We start from the raw sequence: 16,232 nt of genomic DNA, 5'->3' as shown, positions 1-16,232 counted from the left end.
TAGAACTGGTGAATCGTCAGGAAAAAATCATGTGTTAGTTTTGACTGGAGTTCTTAATAAAACTGTTTTGGTGTTTTCAAGCGTATAATTTAAATTCATTTAGGTAAAAATTTTAAACCTATTTTAGACGTTAATCCCATTATCTATATAGTTTGTAAATCATGAAAATAAGAAGTTTAATAATTGTTTTCCTATTGACTTGTTTTTCCTTACCCGTACTGGGCCAAAAAGAAGTGCAGCTATTGGTAATCGGTGGTGGAGCGAGTGGGGTTTCTGCAGGAATCCAAGCTTCCAGAATGGGTATAGAAACTTTGATTTTGGAAGAAACTCCATGGCTTGGAGGTATGTTGACAGCAGCAGGTGTATCTGCTATTGATGGGAATCATAAAATGCCTTCAGGAATTTGGGGGGAATTCAGGGAGAAACTATATGCGCATTATGGTGGTCCGAAAGCTGTTGAGACTGGCTGGGTTTCCAATACTTTATTTGAGCCTTCCATAGGCAATAGATTTTTTCAGGAATGGGTGAAAGAGCAAACTTCCTTGACAGTAATTCAAGAGGCAATCTGGAAAGAGATTAAGCATGAAGAAGGGAAATGGAAAGTTGTTTATTTGAAAGACCAAGAGGAGAATATAGTCTTTGCACAAATGCTTATCGATGCTTCAGAGCTTGGGGATGTAATCGCTTCTTTGAAATTAGATTATTATGTAGGTATGGACAGTAGGGATAGGTTTGGCGAGCAATATGCCCCTGAGCAAGCCAATGATATTGTGCAGGATATTACTTATGTGGTAACCCTGAAGGATTTTGGACAAGGAAAGGATATGACTATACCCAAACCTAAAGGGTATGACCCGACAGTTTTTGCATGCGCCTGTGACCATGCTGACCCTACTTCATTTGATGATCCTACCAATGATTGCCAAAAAATGCTCAATTATGGCAAGTTGCCTAATGGAAAATACATGATCAACTGGCCAAATTGTGGCAATGACATATATATGAATATTATAGAGCTTAACCCTTTTGAAAGAAAAGAGGCCTTAAAAGAGGCTAAGCTGCATTCATTGCGATTTGTGTATTATATACAACATGAGTTGGGATACAAACATTTGGGATTGGCAGATGATGAATACCCAACAGAAGATCAGTTACCTTTTATTCCCTATCACCGTGAGTCACGAAGGACATTGACCGAAAGTATTTTGACCCTTCCTCATGTATTAGATCCATTTAAGCAATCAGAATCCCTGTATAAGACTGGGGTCGCCGTAGGAGATTACACCATAGATCATCATCATAAAATGAACCCCGAGGCTCCAGAGATTGATTTTATAAAGATAAGGGTGCCTTCTTATAATGTTCCTATGGGAAGTTTGATTCCTAAAGGATCCACGCATTTAATAGTGGCTGAAAAGAATATAGGAGTATCCAATATTGTAAATGGTGCAAGTAGGTTGCAGCCAGTAGTTCTAGGTATTGGTCAAGCTGCAGGAGCCATAGCCGCCACAGCATTATTGGAGGGTAAAAACCTCCAGGAGGTTTCGGTGAGATCTGTGCAGCAAAATATTTTGAATTCAAATGCCTATATCATGCCGTATATTGATGTCAATCCTAAGCATAAGCATTTCCAATCTATACAAAAGATTGGAGCTACGGGGATTTTAAAAGGATTTGGTGTGCCCTACAAATGGGCCAATCAAACTTGGTTTTACCCTGAAAAAGAAGTTTCTGAATTTGAATTAGCAGAGGGTCTGAGACCCTATTATACCAGTTTGTCCAATTACTGGTCCGCATCTGGAGAAATGTTGACAATTAGCTTCCTGCATGGATTGCTAAGGGAAATTGATGACAAAATTGAAATTAGGGATTTGGAAAAAGTATGGTTAGAGGCAGGGTTTGAAAAAGATTTGTTCAATTTAGATCAACGACTTACCAGGTTGCAAGTGGCGGTTTTGGTAGATAATATTTTAAATCCTTTTGCTATTCCGGTTAATCTGCAAGGCTTACTTGAGGATTGACTTTTTCCAATATTAATGACCCTATTTTTTTTCCTTGCTTAACTCCTTCCTCAATAGCATCTCTAAAGTGGATACCCCCATATAATCTGGAAATAGCCGCTTCTTCGGATGCTTGGAAGAAGGAGGAAAAAGCTCTTTCTGGTAAACCAAAATAAACCTCAGAACTGTCTATAAAATCAAAATTGTCACCAAAGTAGGCAGTTAGTATTGCTGCTGAAGTGCTTGAAATGACACTATGGCCACTAGTATACTCTGGAAATGGAGGTGTTTGAAGTAAAGGTCTCCAAGTTCCATCTACATACTTTTGAATAGCGGATTCAGGTCGTATACGTTCGGAGTCATATTTTTCTTCCCAACAGCTGATAAATGAATCATGTAATCCCATGGCAACCAGGGCGTGTATGTATAAGGTTTTTCTCCAGTCTAAGCCGGCTTTTTGGGCTGCGATACCTGTAATGCCAATCCAATGACCTCCAGGGGAAATCTTTTTAATTCCTATGGCCATATGACCTGAATATTGAACCATAAAAGGATTGCAATCCCAGAAGTTAGCAACCAAAATTTGCTCATCGGTCAGATGGGAAGTTGCTTCATATACTTCCATTAGCTGATTATGGAAAGGGCTTCCCGCATCTAAGTCAAACGGAGCTGGAGGTGATGGTTTAAATTCCTTAATGTTGTCAAGGAAAAAGGGCCTAATCGTTCTCCACTCGGGTTCTACTGCAGCCATGTAAGCCGGAGGAGTAGGATACCAAAATCCATCTCCTTTTTTGGGACTGTACCTTGTCAATGTACTTAGCTGATTATAGCCATCAGAATATGCTAATTTCATTACTTCGGCAGCAATATATTGCGCATATTCCTGGTGTTGGGCTAGAGCTTTTCTTGATATCCACTTGTTTTTTAGTGCTTTCTTTACCAGTTCGTCCTGCTTTTCCGTTAAAAGTTTTCCAGATGGCATAATTTTTTTTCCCACTTCCAACATGCAGTAAATTGCAATAAATTCCGGCTTAAGGCCATTTGGAGGGGTTTTTAATTTCAACTCTCCAATCAGACTGGCAGGAACAAGTTGTTGATTAACAGGGACATTTTGGAGTTCGGACCAAGCTATATGGGCTGCCAAAGTAGAATAAGCATAAAATCTTGCTGCAGCCGGAGGAGAGGCTACATCTGTTACCATTACCTCTGTGATATTGAACAAATTATCTATGTAATGGGAGATCTCTATTTTGTTTTCCTGTGCAATAGTATCATTGATACAAAAAATTAACAAAAAAGGTAATTGAATGAGGAACAAAATAGTCCTCATAAAATTTTTCAAAATATGAATCTGAATAAATAAGGGCATTATTTGAATTTCTGATAGGTTTTGGTAAAAGCCTGTATGGTATCTAGATAAATTTTCAATAGTTATGCATCTGGAGCCTAAACTTTCATGTCTTACCCCCTTTATTTTCAAGACACCAATTACTCTTAGCCAATATAGGTAAATATACCTTTTCCCAGCACATAAAACAAAAGCCCTGCATTCCTTAAAAATAAACCTAAACCTTTTTCTGAATGGGTTTCAGACCAAGCCAATCCGGACATTCCAGGGAATCCATTTAATTTCTTAAGATTAATGTGTTTCATAGACCATATCCGGTTCAATGACCTCGACATTGCCCTTTTCATTGATTCCGCTGAGTTTTAATGTTTTTAGTTCATTGATCAAAACGGGATCATATTTCGCTGCAACCCGAATATAATTTTCTGTAAAACCATGCATTTTGCCATCTTCTATATCTTCCTCAAATAAGACCGTAAAAGTCTTTCCAAGGTTTTCTTCATAGAATTTTCTCCTTTTCTTTTCAGATAGGATCCTAAGCATTTTGGATCTTTCATTCCTCTTCCTCATAGGGACAACGCCTTCCATCTCTACAGCCCTGGTGTTGGCCCTTTCTGAATAAGTAAATACATGGAGGTAGGAAATATCCAATTCATTGAGAAAGTTGTAAGTTTCAAGAAAAAGCTCATCTGTTTCTCCTGGAAAACCCACGATCACATCCACACCGATGCAGCAATGCGGCATAAGCGTTTTTATTTTATTGACTCGGTCCTCATAAAGTTCCCGGAGATATCTTCTTCCCATTTTTCTCAGGATAGTATTGCTTCCTGATTGTAGTGGGATATGAAAATGAGGTACAAACCTTTTGGATTGAGATACAAATTCGATGACTTCGTTGGTAAGTAGGTTGGGCTCTATGGAAGAAATCCTTATTCTGTCTATACCTTCAATTTCATCAAGAGCTTGGACTAGATCCGAAAATTTTTCTTTTCTCTTGCCTTCATGGACACCAAAATCTCCAATATTAACTCCTGTCAGTACGATTTCTTTAACATCAGTTTTGGCGATTTCCCTCGCCGAATCGAGGATATTGTTAATACTGTCACTTCTGCTTTTTCCTCTTGCCAACGGAATGGTACAAAAAGCACAACCATAATTGCAGCCATCCTGAACCTTCAGGAAAGTTCTTGTACGGTCGTGTATTGAATAAGCATTGTTGAAAATATTGGCTTCCTGAATTTCTGATGCTAGGATCTTAGTTTCCTGTTCCTTTGCAAATCCATCCAATAATTCAATTAATCTGAATTTTTCTGCTGCTCCCAGAACTGCATCAACACCTTCGATCTCGGATATCTCTTGAGGTTTGAGCTGGGCATAACAGCCAATTATGGTCACATATGAGTTGGGTGATATTTTTTTGGCCTCTTTTACTATCTTTTTACACTTTTTGTCGGCATTTTCGGTTACAGAGCAAGTGTTGATGATAAAAATATCAGGATTCTGTTCAAATTCCACTTTTTGATAGCCTTTAGCCTCAAACATTCTGCTTATTGTTGAGGTTTCAGAATAATTTAATTTACATCCTAAAGTGTAAAATGCTACTTTTTTCACGCCAATCTCCTTTGTTTCAGGATGCAAAGTTAAATATTATCCTTCAGTTTTCAATTTTCTATTTTTCAAGCCATTTTCCTGTTTTTTTTGGGATATAAACTCTAAAACAGGGTTGTTTTTTTAAAAATAATGTAAAATTTTCCAAAAACAGGGTTAAAAATCACCCTTTCTCTTTATAATCAATAATATTTTATATTTTTGTGGGTATAATATTAAACCACATATTGTAGAAAATGGCAACTTTAAGACAAAAAGCGCTTTTAATGGCACAATCAAGGCCAAAAGTGACGGTGACACCGCCCTCTAATAAGGTTTCGGATTACTTTGGAAACTTGGTTTTTGGGCTACAGCAAATGAAAGAATCTTTAGCACCTTCTGTTTTTAAGAAGGTAGGTGAAGCTATCGAAAAGGGTTCAAAGATAGATCCATCAACTGCTGAAGAAATTGCTTCAGCTGTAAAGGTCTGGGCAATGTCCAAAGGAGTGACACATTATACCCACTGGTTCCAGCCATTGACAGGATCTACTGCCGAAAAGCACGATGCATTTTTTGATGCCCATGCTGGGATAGAAAAATTCAAAGGTTCTGCACTTGTTCAACAGGAGCCTGATGCCTCTTCTTTTCCCCATGGTGGAATAAGATCTACTTTTGAGGCAAGAGGCTATACGGCATGGGACCCTTCCTCGCCTATATTTATTTTTGACAAAACACTTTGTATTCCTACGATCTTCGTTTCTTATACAGGTGAAGCATTGGATTATAAGACACCTCTCTTAAAATCCATGGAGGCAATTAATGAGGCTGCGGTGGCAGTCTGTCAGTTGTTTGATAGGAATGTCAGGAAAGTAACTCCATCTTTAGGTATTGAGCAGGAATACTTTGTAATTGATAAAGCATTATATGCTACAAGACCAGACCTTGTGATGTCTGGTAGAACTGTATTTGGGCATAATCCGGCCAGAGGGCAGCAGTTGGAGGATCATTACTTTGGTTCGATTCCAACCCGAGTGAAGGATTTTATGGTGGATTTCGAAATTGAGGCCCATAAACTGGGGATTCCTGTCTCTACACGCCACAATGAAGTGGCGCCAAGTCAATTTGAAGTGGCTCCGATTTTTGAAGAGATCAACAAAGCGATTGATCACAACCAGCTTTTGATGGACCTTATGGATAAGGTAGCTGAAAAGCATGGTTTGAAGGTATTATTGCATGAGAAACCCTTTGCAGGAGTGAACGGAAGTGGCAAACACAACAACTGGTCTTTGATTACAGATACAGGGGTGAATCTTTTCCAGCCAAGTAATTCTGCGAGAGAAAACCTTCAATTCCTAGCTTTTGTTGTGGCCACAGTGAAAGCGGTCTATGACAATGCTGACCTACTTAGAGCAAGTATTGCTTCTGCAAGTAATGATTTCAGACTTGGAGCCAATGAAGCACCTCCTGCCATCATGTCGGTTTTCCTAGGGTCTACATTGACCGGGGTATTGGATGAACTGGAGAAAAACGGAAACGTGAAAATTGAGAAGGGGGACAACATGTACATGAAATTAGGGATTTCTAAAATCCCTGAAATCATTTTGGACAACACTGATAGAAACAGGACCTCTCCATTCGCATTTACAGGTAACAAGTTTGAGTTCAGAGCGGTTGGTTCCAGTGCCAACTCTGCAGGTCCAATGACAGTCTTGAATGTGATAGTCGCTGAAGTGCTTAGAACAATGGCTAAGGACATTGATAAAGAAATAGCTGCAGGTAAAGAGAAAAAAATTGCTATTGTCAATGTTTTGAGAAAATATATCAAGGATAGCAAAAAAATCAGATTTGAGGGAGATGGTTATTCAGAGGAATGGGCAAATGAAGCCGCTAAAAGAGGACTTTCTAACCTGAAGAGTACCCCATTTGCTTTGGAAGCGTATCATGATAAGAAAGTAATTGAACTGTTCGGGAAACACAATGTCTTGACTCCAATAGAACTGCATGCAAGGCATGAAATCATGTTGGAAAATTATATTAAGAAAGTGCAAATTGAATCCAGGGTTATGGGAGATCTTGCACTTAACCATGTAATCCCAACAGCTATCCAATACCAGAATAAGCTCATAGAAAATGCCAATGGGCTGAAGGGTCTTGGTTTGGATAATAAACCAGCCGTGGAAACCATTAAAGAGGTGAGCAAGCATTTAGAATCGCTTAAATCAAGTGTGAATGCCATGATTGATGCGCGTAGGAGGTTGAACAAGGAAGAGGATGTTGCAAAACGTGCAAAAGGTTATTGTACTGATGTCAAAGAGGCTTATTTTGATAAAATCAGATATGCTGTAGATAAACTGGAGCTTTTGGTGGATGATGAATTCTGGCCATTAGTAAAATACAGAGAAATGCTCTTTATCAAGTAATTCAGAAATGGTAATTAAAAAGCCCGGGAGTTATCTTATTCCGGGCTTTTTTTGTTGGTCTTATTTTTGATTCTGATTAAATGGTTTGTTTGCATACTTGGCAAAAAAAAGGCGATATCAGGAATTAAACTTAATTTTCCCCATATTGCTAAGTATTTTTAAGATCAATCGGATAATATGGCTAAAAAAAAGACATCCATTAAAGACATTGCAGAAGCTTTAGGGGTTTCAATCACTACGGTTTCATTTATTTTAAATGGGAAAGCCAGAGAAAAAAGGATAAGTGATGAAATGACGGGTAAAGTGCAGGATTATATCAAAAAAATCGGTTATAAACCCAGCCATATTGCTCAAAGTTTGCGACTTGGTAAGTCGAAGATCATTGTTTTCATGGTAGAAGACATTTCTAACCAGTTTTTTGCTTCTATTGCCAGACTGATTGAAGAGAAAGCCTACAAAAACGGATACAAAATTATTTACTGCAGTACAGAGAATGACACAATCAAAACCAAGGAATTGATTTCTACATTTAAAATGCGAAATGTAGATGGTTTTATTATCACACCTACTCCCGGCCTGGAGCATGTTGTAAGGAAATTATTGGAGGAAGATTTTGCAGTAGTACTATTTGACCGATGGATTCCTGATGTAGATTGCAGTTATGTTGTGGTTGAAAACAAGTTGAGTGCCAAGGAAGCGACCCAGCATTTAATTCATCAAGGCTGCAAAAACTTGGGTTTTGTCACTGTTGATTCCAGCCAGACTCAAATGAATGATAGGATGGATGGATTTCTGGAAGCTTTAATAGGGACCGAAGCCAAATCCGCAATTTTAAAAGTGAAGTTTCATACCATTTCTGAGCAGGAAGCTTCCCGTAAAATCTTAGAATTTTTTTCTTCCCATCCTGAATTGGATGGAGTGTTTTTTTCAACCAATTACCTCGCATTTGAGGGACTTCATGCATTGATAAAACTCGGGAAAAAAATTCCCGAACAGATCAGATTGGTTTCTTTTGACGACCATTATTTTTTCAATTTGTTTCAGCCACCGATTACAGCTATTGAACAACCTATCGAAGAAATAGCGGAAAATCTTATGGATTTAATGTTGAAGCAGCTGGAACATGGTGAAGTTCAAAACAATAAAATAATCTTACCAAATAAGCTTAATCTGAGAGAATCTTCTGTATATAAGTGATAAACAAAATAAAAACGACATATTTGCTTGTGTTAACGGAAAATTAATTAATTTAGGTAAAACCTTTTAGCAGAATAATTTTCAAATCATACCCTTTAGGAGGCAATGAGCCGGTGGATAAGGGTATTATTTAAAAACCACAAACCCAAATGACCTACAAAAGAATTATTTCGGGGGATATTGGAGGCTCCCATTTGACTGTTGCATTATTTGAAGAATATGACAAAGGCTTTCATCTTCAAAAAATGGAAAGGGTTTCTATAGATTCCCGACTTGGTAAATCAGAAATTTTACAAAACTGGTTTGCGGGTTTAAAAAGTTTGGTCAATTCTTTCGAAGGTGTCTATATTTCAATGGCTATGCCTGCTCCTTTTGATTATTTGGAGGGGGTTTGCCTCATTCAAGAGCAGGGAAAATTTTTAAGTCTTTATGGAGTCAACCTAAAAAAGGAATTCAGTAATGAGCTTGGAATCCCTGAGCATCATATAAAGTTTATCAATGACGCTGAAGCATTTTTGAGTGGAGAAGTCTTGTTTGGGAAAGGTAAAAATATTGATGCGCTATTGGGAATAACCTTAGGCTCTGGCCTTGGTTCTGCCTTAAAAAAAGGAAAAGAAATAAGGGATGCATCTCTTTGGAATTTTCCGTTTAAAGATGGGATTGTGGAGGATTACCTTGGTACAAAATGGTTTCAGATGCAGGCCAGGGATAAATTGGGAATAGAGATAATCGGGGTAAAGGAATTAATCGAAACAGTAGGAGATACAAAGGTGTTAAGGGATATTTTTTCGGAATTTGCTTTAAATCTTGGCGAATTTATTATCCAACAATATCATATTCATCATTTTGAATGTATCATTTTAAGTGGTAATATTTCCAAGTCTTCTCTTTTTTTCCAAAGGAAGGTCAAGGAATACCTATATCAAGCAGGTCTTGATTTACCCATTGAAATTAGTCAACTGGGTGAAAATGCTGCCCTTTATGGTGCTGCTGCACTATTTTTTGATAGTAATAAGGGAACCAGGCTTATCCTTAATTGAAAATAATTGGCGGTTGTCTAATTTGACAGGTAAATGTTAATTAAGAATTTCTCCAAAAATTTTTTCATTGACTACAGCCACTCCACCAAGTAATCCTACCTCTTTACCGAGTTTGTAAAGAGCAAGTTCTGTGTTTTCCCTTGCCTTGGCCATGGCATAGATATTCAAAGCCTGTTGGATAGGAGTAATCAAATATTGCTTGGCTTCTGCAACAGATCCCCCAATGATGATCAATTCAGGATTCAATAATTGGATTAGAATTGAAATGCCCCTTCCTAAATCCAATCCTGCATCTGAAAGAATTGTGATGGCCCTTTGGTCACCAGCCAATGCAGCATCTACTACAAGAAAAGGTTCTACCTCTCCTTCGTTTTCCCTGGCCATTCTTGCAAGAATTGAGTCCGGATCGTTTTCTATAGCTGCTTTTGCCATTCTAACTATGGCTGTTCCTGAAGCAACGGATTCAAGGCATCCTTTCTTACCACAACTACAGGTAATGTCCCTTGATTCAAATATGGGGGAATGACTGAACTCCCCTGCAAAGCCTGAGGCGCCATGATAAATCTTTCCATCTATTAATATACCTAAGCCAATGCCCCATCCGATAAAAATCCCCAAGACGTTTTTGTATTGATCATTATGCCCAAACTTAAATTCAGCCAATGTCATTGCTCTTGCGTCATTTTCAAGGAATACTCTCCTGCCCAATTTCGACTCAAAGTTATCAAGTAAGTTTTTCTTGCCGAATTTAAGGTAAGTATAATTCACCCCATTGACGGAATCTATTAGGCCTGGCATGGAAATTCCAACAGCAATAATTTTTTCATCAGGTAATCCGGAGTTGTTTTTATGAGCAAGAATAAAATCACAGATCTTATCAAAAGTTTCTTTCTCATTATTTAACTGAATTTTCAGCATGGAAACTTCTGTAACGGCTTGGTTTGCGCTGTTGTAAATACAGGTACGCATCCTGAATTTGTTGATGTCGACCGAAATGATGTAAAATGAATCCTCTGCCAGCTTATACAAATCAGGTTTCCTTCCTCCTTGTGATTCTGCCCTACCATGTTTGATGATTTCACCTGATGCCATAAGGTCGCTCAAAAGGGAATTGACAGTAGGTAAACTTATCCCAACCTCATTACACATTTCTCCTGCGGTATTGCTTCCTTTTGTGTATAGGTTTTTGATCAATTTGAGTTTATTTAGGTAGCTTTTTGTTTCTACCACCCCTTCAATTTTTTCAAGGGCCTTTTTAGGGTCGATTAAATTCATTACGGCAAAATTTAAAAAATCAATTACGTGAATTTTTAAGGAATTACAAAAGGGCTTAATTGAAAAAATCAAATAATATCGAATTCTTAATCAATTTTAGTATTAAGGTTTGAAGTTGGGGTGCTAAGTTGAAAAAGTTTTTTTAAAATCAGAATAAAGGGGACGCTAGTCCCCTTTATTTATTCATTTCCTCTTCCGCCTCTATTTGAGTTTGCACTTCGGTTACCAGGATTATTGCTTGACCTGTTCATGGTGCCTGAATTTGACCTGGTGTTTCCCCCTGATGAATTAACTGCAGGCCCGGATTGCCTTGTACTAGAATTACTTCTAACATTGACATTTGTTTGTCTACTAGGGCCTGCATTCCCAACAGTACCGGAACTTTGCCTGCCTGAAGAAGGACTTCCCACTGCAGCATTGTTTTGACGTCCATTGGTGCGCTGCTGAACAGTAGTGCCAGATTGCCTGGAAGCGTTGTTTCCCACTACTGGATTTTGCTGGCGGCTTGGAGAAGACGCTCCATTTGCTCCATAATTGTTTGGTCTGTTGGCATTACTTTCCCTTACATTAGGAGTGCCTACCTGACCATTGTTGCTAGGTCTTGACTGCACAGTCCTGGTGGCAGTTCCATTTTGTCCATTGTTGGCATTTCCACGAACCGCCTGGTTCTGAGATGGCTGTTGCGCATTTCTTGAAGGGGTAGCCTGAGTATTTCTATTAGGAGCAGCTGAATTGACCCTTCCTTGTTCAGTAGATCGCTGCTGTACAGCAGATCTTTGTCTAAATTCATCCGCAGTATATGCCCTTGATGGCCTGGCTTGTTCATTGCCTCCCCTTCCTCTATTTATTTCAGGACGGTAGATATTTACATTGTTGTTTTGAACAATTGCCCTTCCCGGTCTTGAAGCATTGTTTACCTGATACACTGGAACATTGGATCCGGTTACTCTTTGAATTTCCCTTCTGGAAGGTCCGGTGTAATAAGTAGTGTTATTCACTACATAGGTATTGTTGATGATAGTGGTCCTGTTGTATACATTGACTACTTGGTGATGAGGAACGAAATACCTGTGGAAGTGTTTGCCTCGGAACCTTCTTTGAGGAACGAATACCCAGTGTCTTGCAGGGATCATAATATTGACTCCCACATGCATACCTGGTCCAAGTGGTGCCCATCCATAGAATCCGCCTCCTGTTCTCCAACTTACCCAAGCTGGTCCCCATTCATATCCAGGAATCCATGCCCATCCATAGAAATCATTCCAGAACCATCTGCCGTAATGAAATGGTGCCCAGCCCCAATCATAATGCGACACCCAAGTATTTCCAAAATTGGTCATGGTCCAATACCCATTGGTTACATAGGGTTGAAATCCCCTATCTACATAAGGAACCCAAACATAACCATGAGTCGGATCCATTACCCAATCCCCATAAGGGCTCAGCTCATTATAGAAGATCTGGAAAGAAACCCCAAAATTTGGAGGAGAGGCGCTAGCTTTGCCAATAGAAGCCATACCCATGCCCAGCACGAGTGCAAGACTTATCAGATATATAGTTGCCTTTTTCATAACAGTGTCATTTAGTGCTTTTGATTGTATTTACGGCAATCTACATACCAAAGTTTTGTAAAAAATAATAATTTTGGAATAAAAAATTAGAAAAAACGTTTTAGCCAATATAAATTATGTAAGCATATTTAGAAAATACTGGAATTTTTCTTACTGGAATTTGGGAGTTTTTGGGATGTATAAAAATCTCAAGGGATTTAAAGCAAAAAGAGGTCCATTTTTGGACCTCTTTTTAATTTTTTTTCAAGGATTCGATTTTTTTTGCAATTACTTCAGCTTCTGCCATTAATCGATCTGCCTCAGCTCTATTGCTGTGTGACATTTTATAGGACTTGTCCAAAAGACTTTTGTATGTCTCCTGCAGTTTTTCCAGTTCTGATTTTTTCTTAAATAAACCAAACATACTTTTTATTTGATAAACGCTGTTTGGGATATAGTGTTTAATTGAATCTGTTGAATCTGATTTCGTTGATCATTTCCTCTTCCTCCGTCACAATTTCATCGTTTTTGAAATTGATGATTTGTTCTAGTCTTCCGCTCAAATTATAGTATCTCCAAGCACCTTCTTTTTTACCGTCAACCATTTGACCTTCTGAGGCTTTATTGCCATTTTCATGGAAATAAGTCCAAAGTCCATCTGGTTTTCCTGTTTTATAATTGCCTTCAGATTCTTTTTTTCCAGAAGTATAATAGGTGATCCTGGTGCCGTTTCCATCAGTCAATGTTCCTTTGTCGTAGGTATTTTCCCCATCAAATGAATTGTATTCTCCGACATTCATGAGCCTTCCATTGTTCCAATATTCTTCTTGGGTAAGTTGTTTGTTGTCATAGAATAAACCCCATGTGCCATCTTCAAATCCAAGAAAATAACTTCCAATAGATTTCAATTGACCACCGTCGTAATAATATACCCATTGCCCACTTTCTGAGCCCAAAACATATTCACCTTCAGCGATAAGGATACCGATTTTGTTAAAATATTTCCATAGCCCAGTTTTGAGGTCGTTTTTATATTCTCCAATAGAATATAAATTTCCTTCAGGAAAATAACTTTTCCACAACCCGTCTTTTACTCCATTTTTATATTGTCCGGTTACAGAAACTTTTCCATTGGAATGATTCTCAATGTATTCTCCTACCGGCAAACCTAATTCATAGTTCATTTTTTTGGCTAATGTTCTGTTAGGGAAATATTCTTCCCAAGTACCTACAGGAATATCATTCTCATATTTTTCAATCCTGGCAAGCCTACGGTTTTGGTAATAAAACTTCCACTCTCCTGTCCTGTTTCCATTCTGGTCATAAAATTTTTCCGATTCTAATGTCCTTGTCCCTGGAAAGTAAGTTGTCCAATTCCCTATTCTTCTACCATTTCTGAAGTCACCCTTCTCCTCAACCAATTTTCCTACTGAATACCTTATAAATGAGCCATGGGGTTGATCATTTTTATAAGTGGTTTCTAAGATTAGCGTACCATATACATCGTATTCTGAATAGGTGCCTTCCTGAACTCCGTTTTCATAATTTTGGATAATGGCAATTTCACCATTATTGTAGTAAGTTACCCACTTTCCGTTCCTTTTACCCTCCACATATTGCCCTTCCACCTTTATCTGCCGGGGGTTGAAAAAATTTGGCTGTCCATCACTTCCATAATATTCCCTATAAGGGCCAATCCGGACACTGTCCCTGAACACCATGTCCAGTTTCAATATTCCATTGGAATCGTATTGCCTATAGACTCCATTCAATTTGTTGTTTCGGTATTCTGCCTCTACATTTTTCGAACCTGATGGGAAAAAGCTTACAGCAAGCCCTTCTCTTTTACCTCTTTCAAAATTTATGGTCTGAACCAACCTTTTTGTCATGGGGTTTTCAAACCTCCAAAGTCCTTCCATAAATCCATCATTTAATATTCCAGTGCCTACAAGAGTGGAATCGGAATTGAATATGGAAACAACGTTAGGTCTTCTTTGTGCCCAGGACGTTGTTTGTAGTACCATGAAAATCAAAATGCCAAAAATATATTTCATAGGGAATGGTTTCATTTTCAAATAGAATACGAAATAACCTTTGATCGGTTCTAATTTAACTTCATTAAGTCGATTGAATCACCTCAACAATGAACTTCTAAAATGTCTGTCAACAATTTACAGAGCATTTGGTGGGTTGTGTGAGGATCTTCTGATAATTCGATTTTTTTCCAGATTTGAAGCTGATTTGAAGAATTGATAGCTAAAGTAATATTTTTTTCATTCAAAATCAGGCTGTTTTTTTCAACTTGAAGATAATTATATGGTGTTTCTAGAAAAGAAATCTGATATCCCTCAAATTGGTGTTTCCAGTTATTTTTATACTTATGTTTGACTTGGCTACCGTAAGTTATGAAAACATAAAATCCGTTGCCCCACCAATTGAGTAAGCGGATATTGAAACCTGTCAGGGGATCAAAATCGCGCACGATATCCAATACCTGATAAGGGAGACGGTCCAATTGATTACCTTTACTTACTTTGCAGCCTTTAGCCTGTGCAAAATACTTCATGAGGTATTCTTGCGGAAAATGATTGGAAATTTCTGTCAAAATATCCTGGATGATTTTCACCTGATGGTGAAAATGATAGAACAGATCCTTGGACTCATTCCAAAAAGCAATATCCAGTTTATTTGTCAAGTAAATGCTGTAATTACCAGTTCAACAATGCAGAAGCCCAGGCAAACCCACTGCCAAAAGCAGCGAGACAAACCAAATCGCCTTCTTTGATCTTTCCTTGTTCCCAGGCTTCACTCAGCGCAATAGGGATAGTGCCTGCGGTGGTATTTCCCAGTCTCATTATATTATTGAAGACCTTTTCATCTGGCAATCCCATTTTTTGCTGGATGTAGTTGCTGATCCTAAGATTAGCTTGGTGGGGTACTAATAAATCGATTTCTGATTTGTCTTTCCCATTAGCATCCAAAGCTTCCTGTATGACCTCTGAAAATCTTACTACGGCATGTTTGAAGACTGCATTTCCGTTCATTTTCAGGAAAAAATCTCCTCTTTCAATCATTTCCTGGGAAATTCTAACTTCTGTACTGCTGCTGGGAGCTAAGCAGAAAAGTTCTTCTGCATGCTGGCCTTCAGCATGTAAATGGGTAGATAAAATTCCGGGCTGATCAGGTTCCACGGCAGTCAATACTGCAGCACCGGCTCCATCTGCGAAAATCACTGCACTTGATCTTCCTTCATCGCTTTTGTCCAGTGCAGAAGACTGGATTTCGGCACCTACCACAAGTATGTTTTTGTACATACCGGTTTTGATAAACTGATCGGCAATAGATAAGGCATAAATAAAACCCGAGCAAGCATTTCTGATGTCCAATGCACCTATTGTCCCCATGCCTAATTCTCTTTGCAATAACACGCCATTTCCCGGTAGAAAATAATCCGGTGTGATTGTTGCAAATATTATGAAATCAATATCCTTAGCTGATTTATTGGCTCTTTCCAAAGCCATCCTTGAAGCTGCCGCTGACATGCTTGTTACAGTATCTTTTCCAGGAGTAAACCATCGTCTTTCTTGGATGCCTGTTCTTTCCACGATCCAATCATTATTGGTATCCATGATAGTAGAAAGAAATTCGTTGGTAATGACCCTCTCAGGGACATAGTGGCCTACACCGATTATTCTGGATTTTTTCATCTATAAAGCTTCTTGGGATTATTTAAAACTGCCTTGTATGATGTATTATGCACTGCATACAAATATCCTACTTCCTGATCGTTTTCCAAACAATAGCTCATAGGAATG

Annotated in this window: 13 protein-coding genes; 4 read left to right on the top strand and 9 right to left on the bottom strand. The window is 38.4% G+C overall.

Annotated features, from left to right (window positions below; all coding sequences use genetic code 11):
• Positions 1-161 precede the first annotated feature (161 nt).
• Positions 162-2,021, top strand: coding sequence for an FAD-dependent oxidoreductase (locus CLV48_RS09180; RefSeq protein ID WP_106566983.1), 1,860 nt, complete (start codon positions 162-164; stop codon positions 2,019-2,021).
• On the opposite strand, the gene CLV48_RS09175 is transcribed toward CLV48_RS09180, so the two are convergent.
• The 3 genes from CLV48_RS09175 to mtaB all read right to left on the bottom strand — a co-directional run bounded on the left by CLV48_RS09175 (position 1,993) and on the right by mtaB (position 4,959).
• A complete protein-coding gene (locus CLV48_RS09175) occupies positions 1,993-3,330 on the bottom strand; it encodes a vanadium-dependent haloperoxidase (protein ID WP_245889513.1) in 1,338 nt (445 codons plus the stop codon). The two genes, CLV48_RS09180 and CLV48_RS09175, sit on opposite strands and share 29 nt — an antisense overlap.
• 164 nt (positions 3,331-3,494) lie before the next feature.
• A complete protein-coding gene (locus CLV48_RS20540) occupies positions 3,495-3,653 on the bottom strand; it encodes a hypothetical protein (RefSeq protein WP_170069005.1) in 159 nt (52 codons plus the stop codon).
• Entirely contained in the window at positions 3,640-4,959 is a 1,320-nt protein-coding gene (gene mtaB / locus CLV48_RS09170) for a tRNA (N(6)-L-threonylcarbamoyladenosine(37)-C(2))-methylthiotransferase MtaB (RefSeq protein ID WP_106567163.1), read from the bottom strand. The genes CLV48_RS20540 and mtaB overlap by 14 nt, the downstream gene beginning before the upstream one ends.
• Before the next feature lie 233 nt (positions 4,960-5,192).
• Between mtaB and CLV48_RS09165 the strand changes: the two genes are divergently transcribed.
• From CLV48_RS09165 to CLV48_RS09155, 3 genes are all read left to right on the top strand, one after another.
• Positions 5,193-7,355: a glutamine synthetase III family protein gene (locus CLV48_RS09165; protein ID WP_106566981.1), complete on the top strand. Its 2,163-nt coding sequence runs from the start codon at positions 5,193-5,195 to the stop codon at positions 7,353-7,355.
• A 177-nt stretch (positions 7,356-7,532) separates the two neighbouring features.
• Positions 7,533-8,552 (top strand): LacI family DNA-binding transcriptional regulator, encoded by a 1,020-nt coding sequence (locus CLV48_RS09160; RefSeq protein WP_106566980.1) that lies wholly within the window; start codon positions 7,533-7,535, stop codon positions 8,550-8,552.
• Between the two features lie 149 nt (positions 8,553-8,701).
• The gene (locus CLV48_RS09155; RefSeq protein WP_106566979.1) at positions 8,702-9,592 is read left to right on the top strand and encodes an ROK family protein; all 891 of its coding nucleotides are present in this window, start codon (positions 8,702-8,704) and stop codon (positions 9,590-9,592) included.
• A gap of 36 nt (positions 9,593-9,628) precedes the next feature.
• Here the strand turns inward: CLV48_RS09155 and CLV48_RS09150 are convergent, their stop codons facing one another.
• The 6 genes from CLV48_RS09150 to CLV48_RS09125 form a co-directional block, all read right to left on the bottom strand.
• Positions 9,629-10,867 (bottom strand): ROK family protein, encoded by a 1,239-nt coding sequence (locus CLV48_RS09150; RefSeq protein ID WP_106566978.1) that lies wholly within the window; start codon positions 10,865-10,867, stop codon positions 9,629-9,631.
• Positions 10,868-11,046: 179 nt separating this feature from the next.
• A complete protein-coding gene (locus CLV48_RS09145) occupies positions 11,047-12,438 on the bottom strand; it encodes a DUF6600 domain-containing protein (RefSeq protein ID WP_106566977.1) in 1,392 nt (463 codons plus the stop codon).
• 232 nt (positions 12,439-12,670) lie between these two features.
• The gene (locus tag CLV48_RS09140; protein ID WP_106566976.1) at positions 12,671-12,841 is read right to left on the bottom strand and encodes a Lacal_2735 family protein; all 171 of its coding nucleotides are present in this window, start codon (positions 12,839-12,841) and stop codon (positions 12,671-12,673) included.
• 37 nt (positions 12,842-12,878) lie between these two features.
• On the bottom strand, positions 12,879-14,471 hold the full coding sequence (locus tag CLV48_RS09135; protein WP_170069004.1) for a toxin-antitoxin system YwqK family antitoxin: 1,593 nt from the start codon (positions 14,469-14,471) through the stop codon (positions 12,879-12,881).
• Between the two features lie 83 nt (positions 14,472-14,554).
• Positions 14,555-15,112, bottom strand: coding sequence for a hypothetical protein (locus CLV48_RS09130; RefSeq protein ID WP_106566974.1), 558 nt, complete (start codon positions 15,110-15,112; stop codon positions 14,555-14,557).
• Between the two features lie 13 nt (positions 15,113-15,125).
• A complete protein-coding gene (locus tag CLV48_RS09125) occupies positions 15,126-16,124 on the bottom strand; it encodes a 3-oxoacyl-ACP synthase III family protein (protein ID WP_106566973.1) in 999 nt (332 codons plus the stop codon).
• Positions 16,125-16,232: the final 108 nt, after the last annotated feature.

It is taken from the genome of Cecembia rubra, from assembly GCF_003014575.1.
GTDB classification, from domain to species: domain Bacteria; phylum Bacteroidota; class Bacteroidia; order Cytophagales; family Cyclobacteriaceae; genus Cecembia_A; species Cecembia_A rubra.
This window is presented reverse-complemented; position numbering and strand designations above follow the sequence as displayed.

Coding starts and splice junctions, on each gene's coding strand:
- CLV48_RS09145 (WP_106566977.1), bottom strand. CDS start 12,438: ATGAAAAAGGCAACTATATATCTGATAAGTCTTGCACTCGTGCTGGGC.
- CLV48_RS20540 (WP_170069005.1), bottom strand. CDS start 3,653: ATGAAACACATTAATCTTAAGAAATTAAATGGATTCCCTGGAATGTCC.
- CLV48_RS09150 (WP_106566978.1), bottom strand. CDS start 10,867: ATGAATTTAATCGACCCTAAAAAGGCCCTTGAAAAAATTGAAGGGGTG.
- CLV48_RS09140 (WP_106566976.1), bottom strand. CDS start 12,841: ATGTTTGGTTTATTTAAGAAAAAATCAGAACTGGAAAAACTGCAGGAG.
- CLV48_RS09180 (WP_106566983.1), top strand. CDS start 162: ATGAAAATAAGAAGTTTAATAATTGTTTTCCTATTGACTTGTTTTTCC.
- CLV48_RS09160 (WP_106566980.1), top strand. CDS start 7,533: ATGGCTAAAAAAAAGACATCCATTAAAGACATTGCAGAAGCTTTAGGG.
- CLV48_RS09125 (WP_106566973.1), bottom strand. CDS start 16,124: ATGAAAAAATCCAGAATAATCGGTGTAGGCCACTATGTCCCTGAGAGG.
- CLV48_RS09165 (WP_106566981.1), top strand. CDS start 5,193: ATGGCAACTTTAAGACAAAAAGCGCTTTTAATGGCACAATCAAGGCCA.
- CLV48_RS09135 (WP_170069004.1), bottom strand. CDS start 14,471: ATGAAATATATTTTTGGCATTTTGATTTTCATGGTACTACAAACAACG.
- CLV48_RS09175 (WP_245889513.1), bottom strand. CDS start 3,330: ATGAGGACTATTTTGTTCCTCATTCAATTACCTTTTTTGTTAATTTTT.
- CLV48_RS09155 (WP_106566979.1), top strand. CDS start 8,702: ATGACCTACAAAAGAATTATTTCGGGGGATATTGGAGGCTCCCATTTG.